The 17,665-nt window shown below is 64.0% G+C and carries 13 protein-coding genes and 1 riboswitch; of the genes, 7 read left to right on the top strand and 6 right to left on the bottom strand.

The window, feature by feature from the left end:
• The first annotated feature begins 235 nt into the window (after nt 1-235).
• Nucleotides 236-1,375: a 3-phenylpropionate MFS transporter gene (locus OKB87_RS16815; protein WP_085734561.1), complete on the top strand. Its 1,140-nt coding sequence runs from the start codon at nt 236-238 to the stop codon at nt 1,373-1,375.
• Nucleotides 1,376-1,459: 84 nt separating this feature from the next.
• On the opposite strand, the gene OKB87_RS16810 is transcribed toward OKB87_RS16815, so the two are convergent.
• Together OKB87_RS16810 and OKB87_RS16805 are read right to left on the bottom strand one after the other, a co-directional pair.
• Nucleotides 1,460-1,669 carry a helix-turn-helix domain-containing protein gene (locus OKB87_RS16810; protein WP_011704909.1) on the bottom strand — a complete coding sequence of 70 codons (210 nt, stop codon included), beginning with the start codon at nt 1,667-1,669 and terminating at the stop codon, nt 1,460-1,462.
• Nucleotides 1,670-1,676: 7 nt separating this feature from the next.
• A complete protein-coding gene (locus OKB87_RS16805) occupies nt 1,677-2,288 on the bottom strand; it encodes a DUF2975 domain-containing protein (protein WP_253626603.1) in 612 nt (203 codons plus the stop codon).
• A gap of 219 nt (nt 2,289-2,507) precedes the next feature.
• Here OKB87_RS16805 and OKB87_RS16800 point away from each other — a divergent pair, with 219 nt between their 5' ends.
• The 4 genes from OKB87_RS16800 (at nt 2,508) to OKB87_RS16785 (ending at nt 13,448) form a co-directional block, all read left to right on the top strand.
• Complete coding sequence (locus OKB87_RS16800) at nt 2,508-6,008, top strand: hybrid sensor histidine kinase/response regulator (RefSeq protein WP_041218468.1); 3,501 nt, start codon at nt 2,508-2,510, stop codon at nt 6,006-6,008.
• A gap of 174 nt (nt 6,009-6,182) precedes the next feature.
• Nucleotides 6,183-6,270, top strand: a riboswitch (cyclic di-GMP riboswitch).
• 110 nt (nt 6,271-6,380) lie between these two features.
• On the top strand, nt 6,381-8,990 hold the full coding sequence (locus tag OKB87_RS16795; RefSeq protein WP_103828233.1) for a glycosyl hydrolase family 18 protein: 2,610 nt from the start codon (nt 6,381-6,383) through the stop codon (nt 8,988-8,990).
• A gap of 73 nt (nt 8,991-9,063) precedes the next feature.
• Nucleotides 9,064-11,442, top strand: coding sequence for a M66 family metalloprotease (locus OKB87_RS16790; protein WP_270828050.1), 2,379 nt, complete (start codon nt 9,064-9,066; stop codon nt 11,440-11,442).
• Nucleotides 11,443-11,525: 83 nt separating this feature from the next.
• On the top strand, nt 11,526-13,448 hold the full coding sequence (locus OKB87_RS16785) for a glycoside hydrolase family 19 protein (RefSeq protein ID WP_333563329.1): 1,923 nt from the start codon (nt 11,526-11,528) through the stop codon (nt 13,446-13,448).
• Nucleotides 13,449-13,507: 59 nt separating this feature from the next.
• On the opposite strand, the gene OKB87_RS16780 is transcribed toward OKB87_RS16785, so the two are convergent.
• Together OKB87_RS16780 and crp are read right to left on the bottom strand one after the other, a co-directional pair.
• On the bottom strand, nt 13,508-14,308 hold the full coding sequence (locus OKB87_RS16780; protein ID WP_226033030.1) for a putative RNA methyltransferase: 801 nt from the start codon (nt 14,306-14,308) through the stop codon (nt 13,508-13,510).
• 125 nt (nt 14,309-14,433) lie between these two features.
• On the bottom strand, nt 14,434-15,072 hold the full coding sequence (gene crp / locus OKB87_RS16775; RefSeq protein ID WP_011704916.1) for a cAMP-activated global transcriptional regulator CRP: 639 nt from the start codon (nt 15,070-15,072) through the stop codon (nt 14,434-14,436).
• A gap of 311 nt (nt 15,073-15,383) precedes the next feature.
• On the opposite strand from crp, the gene OKB87_RS16770 reads away from it, so the two are divergent.
• Together OKB87_RS16770 and OKB87_RS16765 are read left to right on the top strand one after the other, a co-directional pair.
• Complete coding sequence (locus tag OKB87_RS16770; protein WP_016349708.1) at nt 15,384-15,788, top strand: OsmC family protein; 405 nt, start codon at nt 15,384-15,386, stop codon at nt 15,786-15,788.
• 49 nt (nt 15,789-15,837) lie between these two features.
• On the top strand, nt 15,838-16,134 hold the full coding sequence (locus OKB87_RS16765; RefSeq protein WP_011704918.1) for an MliC family protein: 297 nt from the start codon (nt 15,838-15,840) through the stop codon (nt 16,132-16,134).
• Nucleotides 16,135-16,191: 57 nt separating this feature from the next.
• Here the strand turns inward: OKB87_RS16765 and OKB87_RS16760 are convergent, their stop codons facing one another.
• Together OKB87_RS16760 and OKB87_RS16755 are read right to left on the bottom strand one after the other, a co-directional pair.
• Complete coding sequence (locus tag OKB87_RS16760) at nt 16,192-16,722, bottom strand: DUF4136 domain-containing protein (protein ID WP_011704919.1); 531 nt, start codon at nt 16,720-16,722, stop codon at nt 16,192-16,194.
• 15 nt (nt 16,723-16,737) lie between these two features.
• Nucleotides 16,738-17,607, bottom strand: coding sequence for a phosphoribulokinase (locus tag OKB87_RS16755; protein ID WP_011704920.1), 870 nt, complete (start codon nt 17,605-17,607; stop codon nt 16,738-16,740).
• Nucleotides 17,608-17,665: the final 58 nt, after the last annotated feature.

The following is a 17,665-nucleotide window of genomic DNA, read 5'->3' as shown; positions in this document are numbered from 1 at the left end:
GGGCCCCCGATGGCGGACAAAAAGGCGGCCAAAAAGAAACCCGCCGAAGGCGGGTGGAAGGATTGCAACACTAACCAGGAGGAGGTGTTACTCAATAGACACCTGATTTGCGCCAATAGTTCAATTTTATTGATGTTTTTCATTATTGTCTGTGCGGCGTCCCACCCGGGATCGCAGGATCCCTACCGACAAATCGGTTATCATTTGTGCCCCCGTTTCTCTGTGTCGAGGATCTATGCCCGCCTTCTCCTGGTTAGCCCTGTTTTTTGGCGCTTTCTACTTCGTCTACGGTGCCTATCTGCCGTTCTGGTCGCTCTGGCTGGAGGGGATCGGGGTGAGCGCCGAGATGATCGGCCTGCTGCTCGGCGCGGGCATGGCGATCCGCTTTGCCGGCAATCTGATGGTGATGGGGCAGATCAAGGGGGCGGGGCATCTGCTGCCGGTCACCCGCCTGCTCAGCCTGCTCAGCCTGCTGGCCTTCCTCGGTTTTTACCTCAGCCACAACCTCTGGTGGCTGGTGGGGCTGACCCTGGTGGCGAACTTCATCTACCCGACCCTGATGCCGGTGGGGGAGGCGCTGGCCACCCGCATGGTGGTGCAGGCGCACCTCGACTATGGCAAGGTGCGCCTGTGCGGCTCGTTCGCCTTCATCGTCGCTTCGACCCTGGTGGGGGCGCTGGTGGGGAATTTTGGCAGCGACTGGATACTGCACACCATGGTGGCCGGGCTGCTGCTGATGCTGCTGCTGAGCTGGCTGCCGCTGCACCCGGCGCCGCAGGACATCCAGGGCGAGCGGGCCAAGGCCTCCCTGCTCGATACTCTCAAGTCTCCTCAGGTACGCCGCTTCCTGCTGATTTCGGCCCTGCTGCAGGGCAGCCACGCCGCCTACTACGGCTTCAGTGCCATGCACTGGAAGGCGGCGGGTTACAGCGGCACCACCATCGGTTATCTGTGGGCGCTGGGGGTGGTGGCGGAGATCGGCATGTTTGCCGCCGACAAGCGCTTCCTCAACCGCTTCGGCGCCCAGACCCTGTTTCTGGTGGGGGCGCTGGGCTGCGTGGTGCGCTGGATCCTGCTCGGTGCCTCCACCGAGCTGCTGGTGCTGGTGGCGGGGCAGCTGCTGCATGCGGTCACCTTCTGCGTCAGCCACCTCGGCGCCGTGCGCTTCATGACCCGCCAGCTGCCAGCCGAGCAGCTGATCCCGACCCAGGCGCTCTATGCGGCGCTGGGGCTCGGCATGACGGTGGCCGCCCTGATGACCCTGTGCGGCCTGCTGTTCGAACCGCTGGGGGGCGGCATCTTCTTCCTGATGGTGCTGGTGGTGCTGCCGGTGTTCGTGCTGCGCCTGCGGGAGGGCGAGCTGAAGGCCGCCTGAGTGGCCCTATCCGGTCAGCTGCCACATTGATCAGCAACGAAAAAGGGGAGCCTCGGCTCCCCTTGTTGCATGGTGATGGCTGGCTCAGGACTCTTGCTCAAAGGCCAGCAGATCTCCGGGCTGGCAGCCCAGTTCGCGGCAAATAGCCTCCAGGGTGGAGAAGCGCACCGCCTTGGCATGGCCGTTTTTCAGGATGGAGAGGTTGGCCTCGGTGATGTTGACCCGCAGGGCCAGCTCGCGAGCAGTCATTTTGCGTTCGGCCAGCAGGGCATCGAGTCGGATGATGATGGGCATGGGTTCCTCACACCGTCAGTTGTTGTTCATCGGCCAGCCGCTTGGCCTCGCGCATCACCAGCGCCAGCGCCGACACGATAAGCCCGGCCAGCAGCAGCTGGAAGTCCGATGAACCTATTTTTATCTGGCCGTGCAGCTCGGGGCCCGGCAGGGTGAGCACTAGGTCCAGCAGCGGGGTGGTGGTGATTTTGGTGACGAAACTGACACAGAGCAGCAGGCCGATCAACTGGTAGCGGCGGATCTGGCTGAAGGTGAACAGCATGGCCTGCCGATAGCCGCGAAACAGCTGGAGCAGTTGCCACAGCATCAGCATGAACACCAGATCCGGCAGCAGCATCACCAGGGTGCCCAGCAGGCGGGTGCCCAGGCTGAGGGGGTAGTCGGCAATCGAAGGAGCCGTGCTGGCCAGCGCCGGCTGTGCCATGGTCAGGGGAACATGGTTGAGCACCGAACTGTCTTGCACCGCCAGTGCGTCGATCAGCTCCTGCTGCAGGTAGTCGCTGCCGCCGAGCAGTTGGGACCAGACTCCCATGATCGTCATGAGCGGGGTGGCCAGCAGGGCGAACAGCAGGATCCATTCGATCAGATTGCTCATGCGTTCGAGCTTGTTGTGTTTCATCGCTTACCTCTTGGAGTGAAAGGGTGGGCCACGCGCAGCACCGAATTATTGTTTATCAATAAACACAGCCAGATGTTTATCGTTTTTCGATATTTATTCAACCGTTTTTTATTGAAAAACGATAAATTCTTGCTGCAATAAGAAGATGACATTTTTCGGGCGGCTCTCTAGACTGGCTGCTGCTGCGCTTGAATCTTCAACACGGACAAGAGGTTACAGATGCACCAGGGATGGTTGCTGATCGGATTGTCGCTCTCCTATCTGGGGCTGCTGTTTCTGATCGCCTACGTGGCAGACAAGAACAAACGTCGCCGTTTAAAGGGGCAGCCCCTGCTCTACAGCCTGTCGCTGGCGGTCTACTGCACCTCCTGGACCTTCTTTGGCACGGTGGGCCAGGCCAGCGAGTCGCCCTGGTCACCTGTGCCCATCTATCTGGGGCCCATGCTGGTGTTCCTGTTCGGCTGGCGCTTGCTGGCCCGCCTCATCCTGGTGGCCAAGCGCGAGCACATCACCTCCATCGCCGACTTCATCGCCGCCCGTTACGGCAAGTCCCAGCGCCTGGCCATGGTGATCGCGCTGATCGCCATCATGGGCATACTGCCGTACCTGGTGTTGCAGCTGAAAGCCATCGTCACCGGGCTGGATCTGCTGATGGCCAACTCTGTGCCTGCCGGCCCCACCGGCAATACCGCCGGACTGGCCCTCGGCGTGGCCTTGCTGCTGGCGCTGTTCAGCATCCTGTTCGGCACCCGCCATCTGGACGCCACCGAGCACCACCGCGGCATGGTGGTGGCCATCGCCTTCGAATCCGTGGTCAAGCTGCTCGCCTTCATGGCGGTGGGGGGCTTTGCGCTCTGGCTGATCCTCAGCAAGCCGAGCCAGGCTCGCACCCTGGTGGCCAGCGACTTTCTCGATGCGGTAGTGGCGGTGACGCCGGGCAGCCTGCTGGAGCTCGCCATCTACACCCTGGTCGCCATGTGCGCCGTCATCTGCCTGCCGCGCCAGTTTCACGTGACCGTGGTGGAGAACAACCAGGGCCAGGATCTGCACTGGGCGCGCTGGCTGTTTCCGCTCTACCTGTTCGTGATGGGGCTCTTCATCTGGCCGCTGGCGCTGGCGGGCAAGCAGTGGGTGGGGGCCGGCATGGCCTCGGATACCTATGTGATCAGCCTGCCCATGTCGCTCGGTTTTGACGGCATGGCACTGCTGGCGTTTCTTGGCGGCACCTCGGCGGCCACCGGCATGGTGATCGTCTGCACCATCGCGCTGGCCATCATGGTCAGCAACGATCTGGTGCTGCCGGTGCTGCTGCGCCGCTTCTGGCAGCAGGGGCGGGACGAGCGGCTGGTGCGCCTGCTGCTGCAGGTGCGCCGCGGCGCCATCCTGCTGATCCTGCTGGCGGCCTGGGGGCTCTACCTCTGGCTCGGGGATCTCACCAGCTTGTCGCGCATCGGCTACCTGTCGTTCGGCGCGGTGGCCCAGTTTGCGCCGGCGCTGCTGCTCGGCCTCTATTGGCGGCACGGCAACCGCAAGGGGGTCTACCTCGGTCTCGCCCTCGGGGTCAGCCTCTGGTTCGCCACCCTGCTGGCGGAGAGCGGCCTGCTGGCCGGCTCGCCGCTGGCGGCCCTGCTGGCGCCGCCCGACTGGCCCGCGTTTCGCGATCTCAGCCTGGGGGCCTGGTGCATCTTCCTGAGCCTGTTGCTCAATCTCATCGGCTATGTGGCGGGCTCCCTGCTGTCGCAGGCGGCGGTGAGCGAGCGGCTGCAGGCGGCCAACTTCGTCGGCAAGCCGAGCCGCGACACCACGGCGCTCTATCAGGCGCGGGTCTCGGTCAAGGAGCTGGAGATGCTGGCGGCCCGCTTCGTCGGCTCGAGTCGGGTCAAGCGGGCCTTCGGCCGCTTTGCCGGCGAGCGGGGCGGCACCCTGGCGCCCCAGATGCAGGCCTCCGCCGAGCTGATTGCCCACACCGAGCGGCTGCTGGCCGGGGTGTTCGGCACTTCGTCCGCCCGCCTGGTGCTGGCCTCGGCCCTGCAGGGGCGCAACATGCAGCTCGAAGAGATCGCCACCATAGTGGATGAGGCCTCCGACGTGTTTCGCTTCAACCGCGGCCTGCTGCAGGGGGCCATCGAACACATGGGACAGGGGATCTCGGTGGTGGACAGGGAGCTCAAGCTGGTGGCATGGAACCGGCGCTACATCGAGCTGTTCCACTATCCACCCGGCCTCATCCAGGTGGGGCGCCCCATCGAGGAGATCATCCGCTACAACGCCGAGCAGGGGCTGTGCGGCCCCGGCGATGTCGAGGCCCATGTGGCGCGGCGGGTCGCCTTCATGCAGCGCGGCAGCCAGCATATCTCGGCGCGTGAGCGCCCCGATGGCCGGGTGATCGAGATGCAGGGCAACCCCATGCCGGCGGGCGGTTTCGTGATGACCTTTACCGACATCACCCCGTTTCGCGACGCCGAGCGGGTGCTGCGCGAGGCCAACGAACACCTGGAGGCGCGGGTGGCCGAGCGCACCCACGAGCTCTCCGAGCTCAACCGCCAGCTGCTGCTGGTGAACCAGCAGGTGGAGCGGGCCAACCACTCCAAGAGCCGCTTCCTGGCGGCGGTGAGCCACGACCTGACCCAGCCGCTCAACGCGGCCAAGCTGTTTACCTCCTCCCTGCTGGAGATGCTGCCGCCGGCGGACGAGCCGGCCCGCATCGCCCGCCACATCGACGACGCGCTGGGGGCGACCGAGGATCTCATCACCGATCTGCTCGACATCTCGCGCCTCGAAGCGGGCAAGTTCAAGGCCAAGAAACTGGATTTTGCCCTGCGCGACGTGTTCGACAACCTCAAGGCGGAGTTCGGGGTGCTGGCGCAGGCGGGGGGGATCCAGTTCTCGGTGGTGGAGAGCGGTGTGGCGGTTTACAGCGACGTGCGCCTGCTGCGGCGGGTGCTGCAAAACTTCCTCACCAACGCCTTTCGCTACAACCCGGGCGGGCGGGTGCTGCTCGGCTGCCGCCGGCTCGGCGACAAGGTGCGCATCGAGGTGTGGGACAACGGCCCCGGCATTCCGGCCGACAAGCAGGAGGCGATCTTCGACGAGTTCTCCCGCCTCGATCACTCCCGCACCGCGCGGGAGCAGGGGCTGGGGCTCGGCCTTGCCATCGCTCGCGGCATCGCCCTGGTGCTCGGCCACAACCTGACCCTGCGCAGCTGGCCGGGGGCGGGCTCGGTGTTTGCCATCACCCTCAACCTGGCGACCCGTCCTGTCGCAACGACGCAGGTGGCGGCCCCCACCCAGCGCGACAGCCAGCTGGAGGGGATCCGGGTGCTCTGCATCGACAACGAGAGCGACATCCTGATCGCCATGCACTCCCTGCTGGGACGCTGGGGCTGCGAGGTGGTGTGCGCCCAGAGCCTGGCCCAGGCGGAGGATCTCATCGCCGGCGGCTTCCTGCCGCAGCTGGTGCTCTCCGATTACCATCTGGACGACGGCAAGACCGGGCTGCAGGCGCTGCACATGCTGCGCCTGGCCCACGGCAACGACATTGGCGGCATCATCATCAGTGCGGATCGCAAGAGCGAGCTGCAAGCGCAGATCCGCGAACACGGCTACGGCTACATCAGCAAACCGGTCAAACCGCTCAAGCTGCGGGCGCTGATGAACAGCATCTTGCGGCCGGCCAAACTTGATGATGATCACGAAACCGGGAATTCGTCCGAATTTTAATCGACGGCCCCCAGCCAGCAAGATCGGCACTTTCTGACACAAAAAAGTGCCTTTTCTTCTCGTTTGAGGCTCGTTTTCGATAAAAAGTGGTTTATTAATAACCGCTCGGGGGTTTGCCCTCTCTCCTTTGACTCCCTTATAGTCAGGTCGCGATTATTTTTGTCGCAAATCAAGTTGTGCAAAAGGCAAACCGGATGAAAGTCCGGGACGCAAAGCTTCCGGTCTAAGGGTCAGCAGTACCTAAGATAGCGGGGCCACCACAGGTTGTTTCGTCCATGGGCCAAGCCATGGTGCGATGTTGTCTGCGTTACCTGTCAGGTTGCGTTGCCTTTTTCGTTATCTATTCCAAGAACGAAATAAGGATATTCAACTATGTTAAGTCCAAAACCCTCCGTACTGGCGTTGTTGGTCGGGGGTCTGTGCGCCTCCTCCGCCTTCGCTGCCGCCCCCGGCAAACCCACCATCGGCTGGGGCGAAACCAAGTTCGCCATCGTCGAAGTGGATCAAGCCGCCACCTCCTACAACAAGCTGGTCAAGGTGCACGCCGATGGCGCGCCGGTCAGCGTGAGCTGGAACCTCTGGTCCGGTGATGTCGGCCAGACCGCCAAGGTTCTGCTCGACGGCAAGGAGGTGTGGTCCGGCGCCGCGTCCGCCTCCGGTACCGCCAACTTCAAGGTCACCAAGGGGGGCCGCTACCAGATGCAGGTGGCGCTGTGCAACGCCGACGGCTGCACCCTCTCCGACAAGAAAGAGATCCTGGTGGCCGACACCGACGGCAGCCATCTGCTGCCGCTCAAGGCGCCGCTCAAGGAGAACAACAAGCCCTACGTCAACAAGACCGGCAAGGTGATGGGGGCCTACTACGTGGAGTGGGGGGTCTATGGTCGCAAGTTCACCGTGGACAAGATCCCGGCCCAGAACCTGACCCACATCCTCTACGGCTTCACCCCGATCTGCGGTGGCAACGGCATCAACGACAGCCTGAAAGAGATCTCCGGCAGCTTCGAGGCGCTGCAGCGCTCCTGTGCCGGCCGCGAGGACTTCAAGGTCTCCATCCACGATCCCTGGGCTGCCATCCAGATGGGGCAGGGCAATCTCACCGCCTATGACGAACCCTACAAGGGCAACTTCGGCAACCTGATGGCGCTCAAGAAGGCCTATCCGGACCTGAAGATCCTCCCCTCCATCGGTGGCTGGACCCTCTCCGATCCCTTCTTCTTCTTCGGTGACAAGACCAAGCGCGACACCTTCGTCGCCTCGGTGAAGGAGTATCTGCAGACCTGGAAATTCTTCGACGGGGTGGACATCGACTGGGAATTCCCGGGGGGCCTCGGGGCCAATCCCAACCTCGGTAGCCCCTCCGACGGCGAAACCTACGTGCTGCTGATGAAGGAGCTGCGCGCCATGCTCGACGAGCTGAGTGCAGAGACGGGCCGCACCTATGAGCTCACCTCCGCCATCAGCGCCGGCGGTGACAAGATTGCCAAGGTGGACTATCGCGCCGCCCAGCAATACATGAATCACATCTTCCTGATGAGCTACGACTTCAACGGCGCCTGGACCAACACCGGGCTGGGTCACCAGACCGCGCTCTACGAGTCGAGCTGGGATCCCAACACCAAGTACACCACCGACAAGGGGGTCAAGGCGCTGCTGGGTCAGGGCGTCGAGCCGGGCAAGGTGGTGGTGGGTGCCGCCATGTATGGTCGCGGCTGGACCGGCGTCAGCGGGTATCAGGGCAACAACCCCTTCACCGGCACCGCCACCGGCCCGATTGCGGGGACCGAAGCGGAAGGGATCTGGGAGAAGGGGGTCATCGACTACCGCGGCATCGCCAAGGGCAAGATGGCCGGCGACTGGCAGTACAGCTATGACGAAGTGGCTGAGGCACCGTCCGTGTTCAAGGCTGCCACCGGCGAGCTCATCACCTTCGATGACGAGCGCTCGGTCAAGGCCAAGGGGCAGTACGTGCTGGCCAACCAGCTCGGCGGCATGTTCGCCTGGGAAATCGACGCCGACAACGGCGACATTCTCAACGCCATGCACGAGGGGCTGGGCCACGGCGATAGCACACCGCCGGTCAACAAGCCGCCGGTGGCCAACGCCGGCACCGATCTCGCGGTGACCGGGCCGGCCCAGCTGGTGCTGGACGGTTCCTCCTCCCGCGATCCGGAAGGGGCGGTGCTGAGCTACAGCTGGGCCCAGATCTCCGGTCCCAAGGCGACCCTGAGCGATGCCACCCAGGCCAAGGCCAAGGTGAGCGTCGATGCGGTGAGCCAGGACGTCAATCTGGTGTTCGAGCTGACCGTGACCGATGACCACAACCTCAGTGCCAAGGATCAGGTGGTGGTGACCAACAAGGCGCCGCAACCCAACCTGCCGCCGGTCGTCACGGTGCAGGACAAGGTCTCGGTGCAGGCCGGCAAGCAGGTGAGCATCACTGCCAGCGCCACCGACCCCAACGGCGATACCCTGAGCTATCAGTGGAGCGTGCCGGCCGGGCTCACCGCCAGCGGTCAGAACAGCAAGACCCTGGTGGTGACGGGCCCCAGCGTCACCGTGGAGACCGGTTATGACCTCACCGTCACCGTGACCGACGGCGCCCTGGATGCCCAGGGCAAGACCCGCCTCACCGTGACCCCGGTCAGCGGTGGCGGCGACTGCAACGCCACCGATCCGGATGCCGCCAACTGGCCGGCCTGGAAGGCCTCGACCACCTACAACGGTGGCGAGAAGGTGAGCCACAACCAGCTGGTGTGGCAGGCCAAGTACTGGACCCAGGGCAATGAACCGAGCCGCACCGCCGATCAGTGGAAGCTGATAAGCCAGGTGCAGCTGGGCTGGGATGCCAGCGTCGCCTACAACGCCGGTGACGTGACCACCCACAACGGTCGCCAGTGGAAGGCCCAGTACTGGACCCGCGGCAACGAGCCCGGCAAGCACGACGTCTGGCAGGACATCGGCGCCGCCAGCTGCAAATAACCTCACCGTTAAACCCATCGGGGCATGCCAGGCATGCCCCCTTTTTTCCCCCATAACAACAAAGAGCACCACCATGACCACATGCACCACACGTCTTGCCTGCCTGATCGGCGCAGCCCTGGCAAGCGGCCCGCTGCTGGCCGCCGTTCAGCCACCCACCCCGCTGGTCTTTGACGCCACCCGGCCGCAGAACGATCTGCAGGGATCGCTGCTGGCCGGCGTCCAGTTTGCCCAGAGCCAGATCCTGCCCGCCCACCCGCGGGAGGGGGACAACCAGCCCCGCCTCACCGCCCTGCGCAAGAGCCTGCTGCTGGTGCGCCCGCTGCAGGCCGGCAACCAGGCGCCGCTGGCGCTCGAGGCCCGCGACGGCGCCGGCAAGCTGCTCGGCAGTCTCACGCTGGATCCCCCCTCCCGCCTGCCCAAGACCGCCTACTACCTAGAAGGAACGCCGGAGGAGGGGGTCGACTTTACCCCGGGCCCCGGTACCAGTACCGTCATCAACAGCAGCAGCGAGCTGGCCAGGCTGAGCGATCCGAGTGGCGCCTTCCTGCTCGGCAAGTTGCAGCCCCATGCCCTGGTCACCATCCAGACCGCCGACGGCCGCTGGGTGCGCGACATCCACCTGCCGCGCGAGGCGAGCCTCGAGGGCAAGATGGTGCGCCTCGCCTCCAATGCCGGCTACAACTCCACCGTCTACTTCAGTGGCCGCCAGGTAACAATCTCCCGCGGTCAGAGCCAGCAGTTCAAGTTCGTGCGCGGCCAGTGGATCCGCGATGGCGAGCTGGAAAACAACGGCATCACCTATGCGAGCGACGCCTGGAGCGCCGTGCTGCCGGCCGAGTGGATCATGCCCGGCCTCACCCTGCGCCTGAGCCAGGGGGATCTGAGCGGTGAGCTGACCGACCTCAAGGTGGGGGCGCCGGGGGAGCTGCTCATTCACACCATCGACATCGGCATGCTGACCAGCCCGCGCGACCAGTTCGCCTTTGCCAGGGATAAAGAAGCCCAGCGGGAGTATTTCCAGACCATTCCCGCCAGCCGCCTCATCGTCAGCCAGTATGCGCCGCTGTCGTTGCCGGAGGTGATGCTGCCGGATGGCACCCTGCTCACCGACTTTGATCCGAGCGAGGGGGGCTGGCACGGCGGCACCATGCGCCAGCGCATCGGCAAGGAGCTCATCTCCCTTGGCATCGACAATGCCAACTACGGCATCAACAGCACCGCCGGGGAGGGGGAAAGCAGCCACCCCTACGTGGTGGCCCAGCTGGCGGCCCACAACAGTCGCGGCAAATACGCCAACGGGGTGCAGGTGCACGGCGGCTCCGGCGGGGGCGGCATCGTCACCCTGGACGCCTCCCTTGGCAACGAGTTCAGCCATGAGGTGGGCCACAACTACGGTCTCGGCCACTACGTGGGCGGCTTTGCCGGCTCGGTGCACCGCAGCGCCGATCAGATCAATGCCACCTGGGGCTGGGATGGCGACAAGAACCGCTTCATCCCCAACTTCTTTGCGAGCCGCAGCGGCCAGAGCGCCTGCCTCGACGGTCAGTGCCAGGCCCCGTTTGATGGCCGCAAGTTCGGCTTCGACGCCATGGCCGGCGGCGAGCCGCTCTCCGGCTTCAACCGCTTCACCCTCTACACCCCCAACTCGGCCGCCATCATCCAGCGCTTCCTCGAGAGCAAGGCGGTATTCGACGCAGCGTCCCCCACCGGTTTCAGCAAGTGGAACGAAAGCCAGGCCAGGATGGAGCCCTACCGCCACCGGGTCGACCTCGCCGAGCAGATCACCGCGCCGGTGAGCGATCTGGGGGAGGTCAAGCTGGCCGCCCTGCTGGCCGAGTACGATCTGGTCAAGGTGGCCATGTGGGATGGCAACTGGACCCGCAACATCCAGCTGCCGGCCGCCTCGGCGGCCAATCGCGGTCGCATCGTCAGCATCGACCACAACGCCGGCTACAACAGCACCCTCTTCATCAACGGCCAGCAGATCACCGTCTCGCGCGGCTTCAAGAAGAGCTACCGCTCCGACGGCAGCCGCTGGAACGAGGGAGCGCCGACGGATCTGGCGGCTGATCGCAAACCCGCTGCCTTCGGCGTGCCGGTGACCACCCTGGTCGGTTACTACGACCCGCAGGGGCAACTGCCGAGCTACCTCTATCCGGCCCTGCACGGCGCCTACGGCTTTGCCTATGGCGATGACGGCGAGCGGCTCGGCAACAGTGATTGCCAGCTGCAGGTGGAGACCCGCGACGGCCTGCTGCGCTTCAAGCTGGCCAATCACCGGCTGAGCGCCAGCGTGATGAACAAGTTCCACGTCAACGTGCCGACCGCAAGCGAACCGCGCAGCGCCAGCGTGCTGTGCCACAACCAGTCACAGACAGAGGCCCAGCTTGCCCCGGCCCCGGCCGGGCTCGGCTACACGGTCAACGGCATGCCGCTGGCGGCGCGCTGAGTGTTTTTCTCCTTTCTCCTCGCGCAATGCGAGGTGCCACTGGCGGGGGCCAAGCCCCGCCTTTCATCAAGCAAGAGGTAAATATGATGACAAGAAAGTCCTCTGTGGCCACCCTGCTGGCCGGGCTCTGTCTGAGCGGTCAGCTGTGGGCCGCCAGCGCCTATGACATCAATCAGGGCTATGGCGGCGGCAGCCAGGTCAGTTTCAACGGCCAGATCTACGAGGCCAAGTGGTATGCCAATCCGGGCCAGAGCCCGGGCGTGCAGGTCGCCAACGAGTGGGATTCTCCGTGGGCCCTGCTGGGGGCAGGCGAGGCGACGCCACCGGGTGACGGGGAGGGCATAGCCCCGCCCGCGCAGGGAGGCAGCGGTACCGCTGACGGCAGCACCGTCTACCTGAGCCAGAGCGAGCTGGATGCCAAGGAGCATGCGCTCACCGACTTCCCGGCCATGACGGCGGTCAAGGCCGCCATCGCCACCCGCGACAATACCGTGGTCGAGGCGGTGGCCCCCGGTTTGCCGCTCAACCCCGCCAACGTCAAACGGGTAGAAGGGCTGCTCAGCGAGTCGCAGTTCAACTTCCTGTTCCCGCTGCGGGCGCCGGAGTACACCTATCGCGGCTTCCTGCAGGCGGTGGCCAAGTTCCCGGCCTTCTGCGGTGACTACAGCGACGGGCGCAACGCCGAGGCCATCTGCCGCAAGTCGCTGGCCACCATGTTTGCCCACTTCGCCCAGGAGACCGGCGGTCACGAGAGCTGGCGCCCCGAGCCCGAGTGGCGCCAGGGGCTGGTGTGGGTACGGGAGATGGGCTGGACCGAGCAGATGCGCGGCGGCTACAACGCCGAGTGCCGGCCGGATGTGTGGCAGGGTCAGCAGTGGCCGTGCGGCAAGTTCGACAACGGCGAGTTCAAGAGCTACTTCGGTCGTGGCGCCAAGCAGCTGTCATACAACTACAACTATGGCCCCTTCTCCGAGGCCATGTTCGGTACTGTGCGTACCCTGCTGGACAACCCGGAGAAAGTGGCGGACACCTGGCTCAACCTGGCCAGCGCCGTGTTCTTCTTCGTCTATCCACAGCCGCCCAAGCCCTCCATGCTGCACGTGATCGACGGCACCTGGCAGCCCAACGCCCACGACCGGCAAAACGGCCTGGTGCCGGGCTTCGGGGTGACCACCCAGATCATCAACGGCGGGGTGGAGTGCGGTGGTGCGGCCGAGCATGCCCAGTCCCAGAACCGGATCACCTACTACCAGGCCCAGGCCCAGTATCTGGGGGTGCCGGTGCCTGCCGACGAGGTGCTCGGTTGCAAGAACATGAAGGTCTTTGACGAGGCCGGCGCCGGCGCCCTGCCCATCTACTGGGAGAACGACTGGAGTTATGTGCCGGGCAACCCCAACGGTGGCAAGAGCTACGCCTGCAAGCTGGTGGGCTACCAGACCCGTTTCAGCGCGTTCAAGGAGCGTGACTACAGCCGCTGTGTGCAGCACTTCTTCCCCGAGGTGGTGATCGAGGACAACGGCGGTGGCACCAACCTGCCGCCGGTGGCCAGCATCAGCGGCCCGAGCGAGGCGCTGGGCGGCGCCACCGTGCTGCTCTCCGGCCAGGGCTCGAGCGATCCGGAAGGCAAGCCCCTCAGCTACGCCTGGACCCTGCCTGCCGGGGCCAGCGCCTCGGATCTGAGCCAGTCCACCCTGAGCGCCATCCTGCCGCCGACCCCGACCAGCGACACCCGCTACGGCTTCGTGCTCAAGGTGACCGACGACAAGGGGCTGAGCCGCAGCGCCACCCACGAGATCCTGATCAAGGGCAGCGGCGGCACCACGCCGCCGGATGGCAACCCGCCCTACAAGGAGGGCACCGCCTACAAGGCCGGTGACAAGGTGAGCAACCTGGGCGGCAACTACCAGTGCAAGCCCCATCCCTACACCGGCTGGTGTGCCGGCGCGGCCTGGGCCTATGAACCCGGCAAGGGCACGGCCTGGAGCGATGCCTGGATCAAGCTGTAACGACATCTCCGCGCAATAAAAAAGGCCCGTCAGGGCCTTTTTTCATGGGGTGAGCACGTTTACAGCGGCTTTTGCCACAGGCTCAGCAGCAGATCCTGCTCCAGCTCGTCCGGCCCCTGATGGGTAAAGGCGTGGCGCTGTTCACCACTGGCGCGCCAGCCGAGGCGGCTGGTCTCCAGGATGAAGCTGCGCAGCCCCTGGTCCATCTGCATGCTGAACTGGCAGCGCAGCTGACCCATGGGGTTGAGGCCGGCCAGGCTCGGCCAGCTCAGCGGGTGCTCCATGCTGACCGGGTTGAGGCTGACCCTCAGCTGCCACTGGTGGCGGGGGCCGGGTTGCAGGTAGAGCAGGTAGCCGCCCGGTGCCAGCCAGCTGACCAGCTGTTCGGTCTTGACTTTGAGATCGTTGACCAGCAGCAGCTGGGCCGTGCCCGGCAGGATCGGGGCGCGGGCCGGATCGGCGATGACGAACTGAGCGTCCGGCTGCGCCTTGTTGGCGGCAAAGATGGTGTTCTTGGCGATGTCGACGCCGGCAAATTGCCAGCCCGGCAGGCGCTCGGCCAGAGTCCGGCAGTAGTAACCCTCGCCACAGCCCAGGTGGATCAGCTCGCGCGGCTCGAGGGGGGCAAGCAGGCTGGCCATCGCCTCGACCAGCGGTAGCTGGTGGCCCTGCTCGAGGAAGTGGCGTTTGGCGCGCATCAGGGCGCGGCTGTCGCTGTCCTTGGGGTTCTTCTTGCCGGGGATGAGATCCAGATAGCCTTCCGGCGCGGGATCGAAGTGATGCTTGTTGGCGCAGTAGACCCCGCGGGAGGCTTCATGAAGTTGCAGCGGGCTGCGACAGATAGGGCATTGCAGGTGCATAGAATTTCTCTTGGCGAAGGCCATGACGGCAGGGGCGTTCGGGATTATAGGGGAGACGATCAGAAAAGGCTGCCGTGGCAGCCTTTTTTATCCGGCGACCCAGTGCGGGGCCACCAGTAGCGGGATCAGCGAGTGCCGAACACCACTATGGTCTTGCCGTGGGCGGAGATCAGCTCCTGCTCTTCGAGCATCTTGAGGATCCGGCCGACGGTTTCGCGGGAGCAGCCGACGATCTGGCCGATCTCCTGACGGGTGATCTTGATCTGCATGCCATCCGGGTGGGTCATGGCATCCGGCTGCTTGGCCAGGTTCAGCAGGGTCTGGGCGATCCGGCCGGTCACGTCCAGGAAGGCGAGGTTGCCGACTTTCTGGCTGGTGTGCTGCAGGCGGGCCGCCATCTGGCCGGAGAGGCGCATCAGGATTTCCGGGTTGACCTGGATCAGCTGGCGGAACTTCTTGTAGGAGATCTCGGCCACTTCACAGGAACCTTTGGCACGCACCCAGGCGGAACGCTCCGGGTTTTCGCTCTCCTCGAACATCCCCATCTCGCCCAGGAAGTCGCCCTGGTTCAGATAGGAGAGGATCATCTCCTTGCCTTCATCGTCCTTGATCAAGACGGCCACAGTGCCCTTGACGATGTAGTAGAGGGTTTCCGCTTTCTCACCCGCGTGGATCAGGGTGCTCTTGGCGGGATACTTATGAATGTGGCAGTGCGACAAGAACCATTCCAGGGTGGGATCGCTTTGCGGTTTGCCAATGACCATGAGAATTCCTCTGTAGTGTCTTTTTATGGACTCGTGCGTCCGGGCAAGCTGCCAACCTTGCCATTCCTTGTATTAGTCGCAGTAGGATAAGAGCCTTTGTCTGTGCTGACAAGGCTTTGAGGGCTTTTGCCAGCTCCCCTTGCAACCCCTGCTGCGTTCCGTTCGCCATTGTAGGGAAGATGGGGGCATCAGATGTTGATTTTGATCTAGTTAGTCAGGAAGTTCGTGAAAATGGCGGATATGTGCCGCTGTCGCGTCGTCTGCGGTATGCTATGTCAGTCAGATCTGTCGTCATCAAGAGGAAATGTGAAATGAAAGCCAAGGTCAGCTGGGTGGAAGGCATGCAGTTTGTGGGCGAGAGTGAGTCCGGTCACAAGGTGATCCTGGACGGTGCCAACCCCGGCGAAGGTGCCAGCCCGATGGAGATGATCCTGCTGGCGGTGGGCGGTTGCAGCTCGATCGACGTGGTCTCCATCCTGGAGAAGGCGCGTCAATCCGTGACCGCCTGCCATGTGGAGCTGGCCGGAGAGCGGGCTGACTCGGTGCCGCGGGTATTCGAGAAGATCCACCTCCACTTCGTGGTGACCGGCAAGGGGCTGGCCGAAAAGCAGGTAGCCCGCGCGGTGGATCTGTCGATGGAAAAATATTGTTCAGTTTCCCTGATGTTGGAAAAAGCGGTAGAAATTACCCATAGTTATCAAATTCTTGAAGCCTGATAGCAGTGGCTCTTCCGATCGAATAACACCATGACATAAGGAAAGTGCAATGAAAAAGATGATAGCGTTACTCCCCCTGCTGGGGCTGGCAGCCTGCAGCATGCCGCAACCGACCCAGTACCAGTACAGCCAGTATCAGTGCGGTGAGGAGTTGCTGGCCGTGACCTATGATGCCCAGGCCGACATGGTGCAGTTCCCCTATGCCGGGGTCTATCACAAGCTGGGCCGGGTCGAGGCGGAGTCCGGTGCCAAGTATTCCGACGGTGTGACCACCTTCTGGAATCAGGAGAAGCAGGCCATCCTCAGCCAGAAAGGGGTAACCCTGCTGACTTGCCAGCGCAAGTGATCGTCATGGTGTGATGACAACGGCCTGCTCAATGCAGGCCGTTTTGCATATTGGGGGTCAGTGCGGCAGGGCGTTGAGCATCTTGGCGGCCAGTTGCTGGCTCAGCTGCTGACGCTCCCCTTCGGCGATGGCCACGTCGCTGGCCAGGGAGATGGCGCTGCTCCACACCGCCTGCTGGGTGCGCCGGTCGAGCAGCACGATGGCCAGGGTACCCTTGCGGGCATCGGCCTTGGCCTGCAGCCCCGGCGTCATGCCGAGGCGGGCGAAGATCTCGCCATCGCTCAGATCCTTGCTGCCGGCCACCCCGATGGCGACCCAGACATCGGCCTCGTCGAGGGGCACGCTCTGCCACCCCTTGCGCCCCAGCTCCTGATTGACCGCCTGTTGCACCGGCTCCAGCCACCCCTCGGCGCTGTCGCCGGCATACTGGAACTGCTCGGCCAGCGCATAGCGCGGCGTCGCCCCGAATGGCCAGCTGGCCGCCGGGCGCACCACCATGGTGCCCGCTTCCAGGGTCGGCGCGGCCGGGCCGCTGCTGCAGCCACCCAGCAGGGCGGCCAATCCCACAGAGATAAACGCTAACCGCATCATCAGCTCCTTGGCTCAGGTGATCTTGCCGGTTTCAATCAGTTGCTGGATCAACGGGCGCAGGATCAGCTCCATCGCGAAGCCCATCTTGCCGCCCGGCACTACGATGGTGTTCATCCGTGACATGAAGGATCCGTCGATCATCGACAGCAGGTAGGGGAAATCCACCTGCTTGATGCCGCGAAACCGTATCACCAGCATACTCTCGTCCAGACTCGGGATCACCTTGGCGCTGAAGGGGTTGGAGGTATCCACCGTCGGCACCCGCTGGAAGTTGATGTGGGTGCGGGAGAACTGGGGGGTGATGAAGTTGATGTAGTCGTCCATGGAGCGAACGATGGAGTCGGTGACCGCCTCGCGCGAATGGCCGCGCTCCGAGGTATCGCGAATGAGCTTCTGGATCCACTCCAGGTTGACGATGGGCACCACCCCGATGAGGAAGTCCACGTGGCGGGCCACGTTGTGCTCATCGGTGACCACGCCGCCGTGCAGCCCCTCATAGAACAGCAGGTCGGTGTCGCTCGGCAGGTTCTGCCAGGGGGTGAAGGTGCCTGGCATCTGGTTGAAGGGCACCGCCTCGTCGAAGCTATGCAGGTAGCGGCGATACTGGCCGCTGCCGTTCTGGCCGTACTCCTGAAAGAAGCTCTCCAGCAGGCCGAAGTCGTTGGCCTCGGGGCCGAAATAGCTGATGTGGCGCCCCTGTTCGCGCGCCTTGCGGATCGCCACGTCCATTTCCGGGCGGGTGTAGCGATGAAAACTGTCCCCTTCCACCACGGCCGCCTGATAACCGAGCTGATGAAACATGGAGCGAAAGGCGTTGGTGGAGGTGGAGGTGCCGGCCCCGGACGAACCGGTAACCGCAATGATGGGATGCTTTGCCGACATAGAATTCTCTCTTCCTTGGGAGTTCCGTTATAAAGGCATGTTCCGAGTGCGGTCAAGT

Source organism: Aeromonas sp. Y318-1 (assembly GCF_027706125.1).
Lineage (GTDB): Bacteria > Pseudomonadota > Gammaproteobacteria > Enterobacterales > Aeromonadaceae > Aeromonas > Aeromonas hydrophila.
Note: the sequence above shows the minus strand (reverse complement) of the source record. Positions and strands in the feature narration are given on the sequence as shown.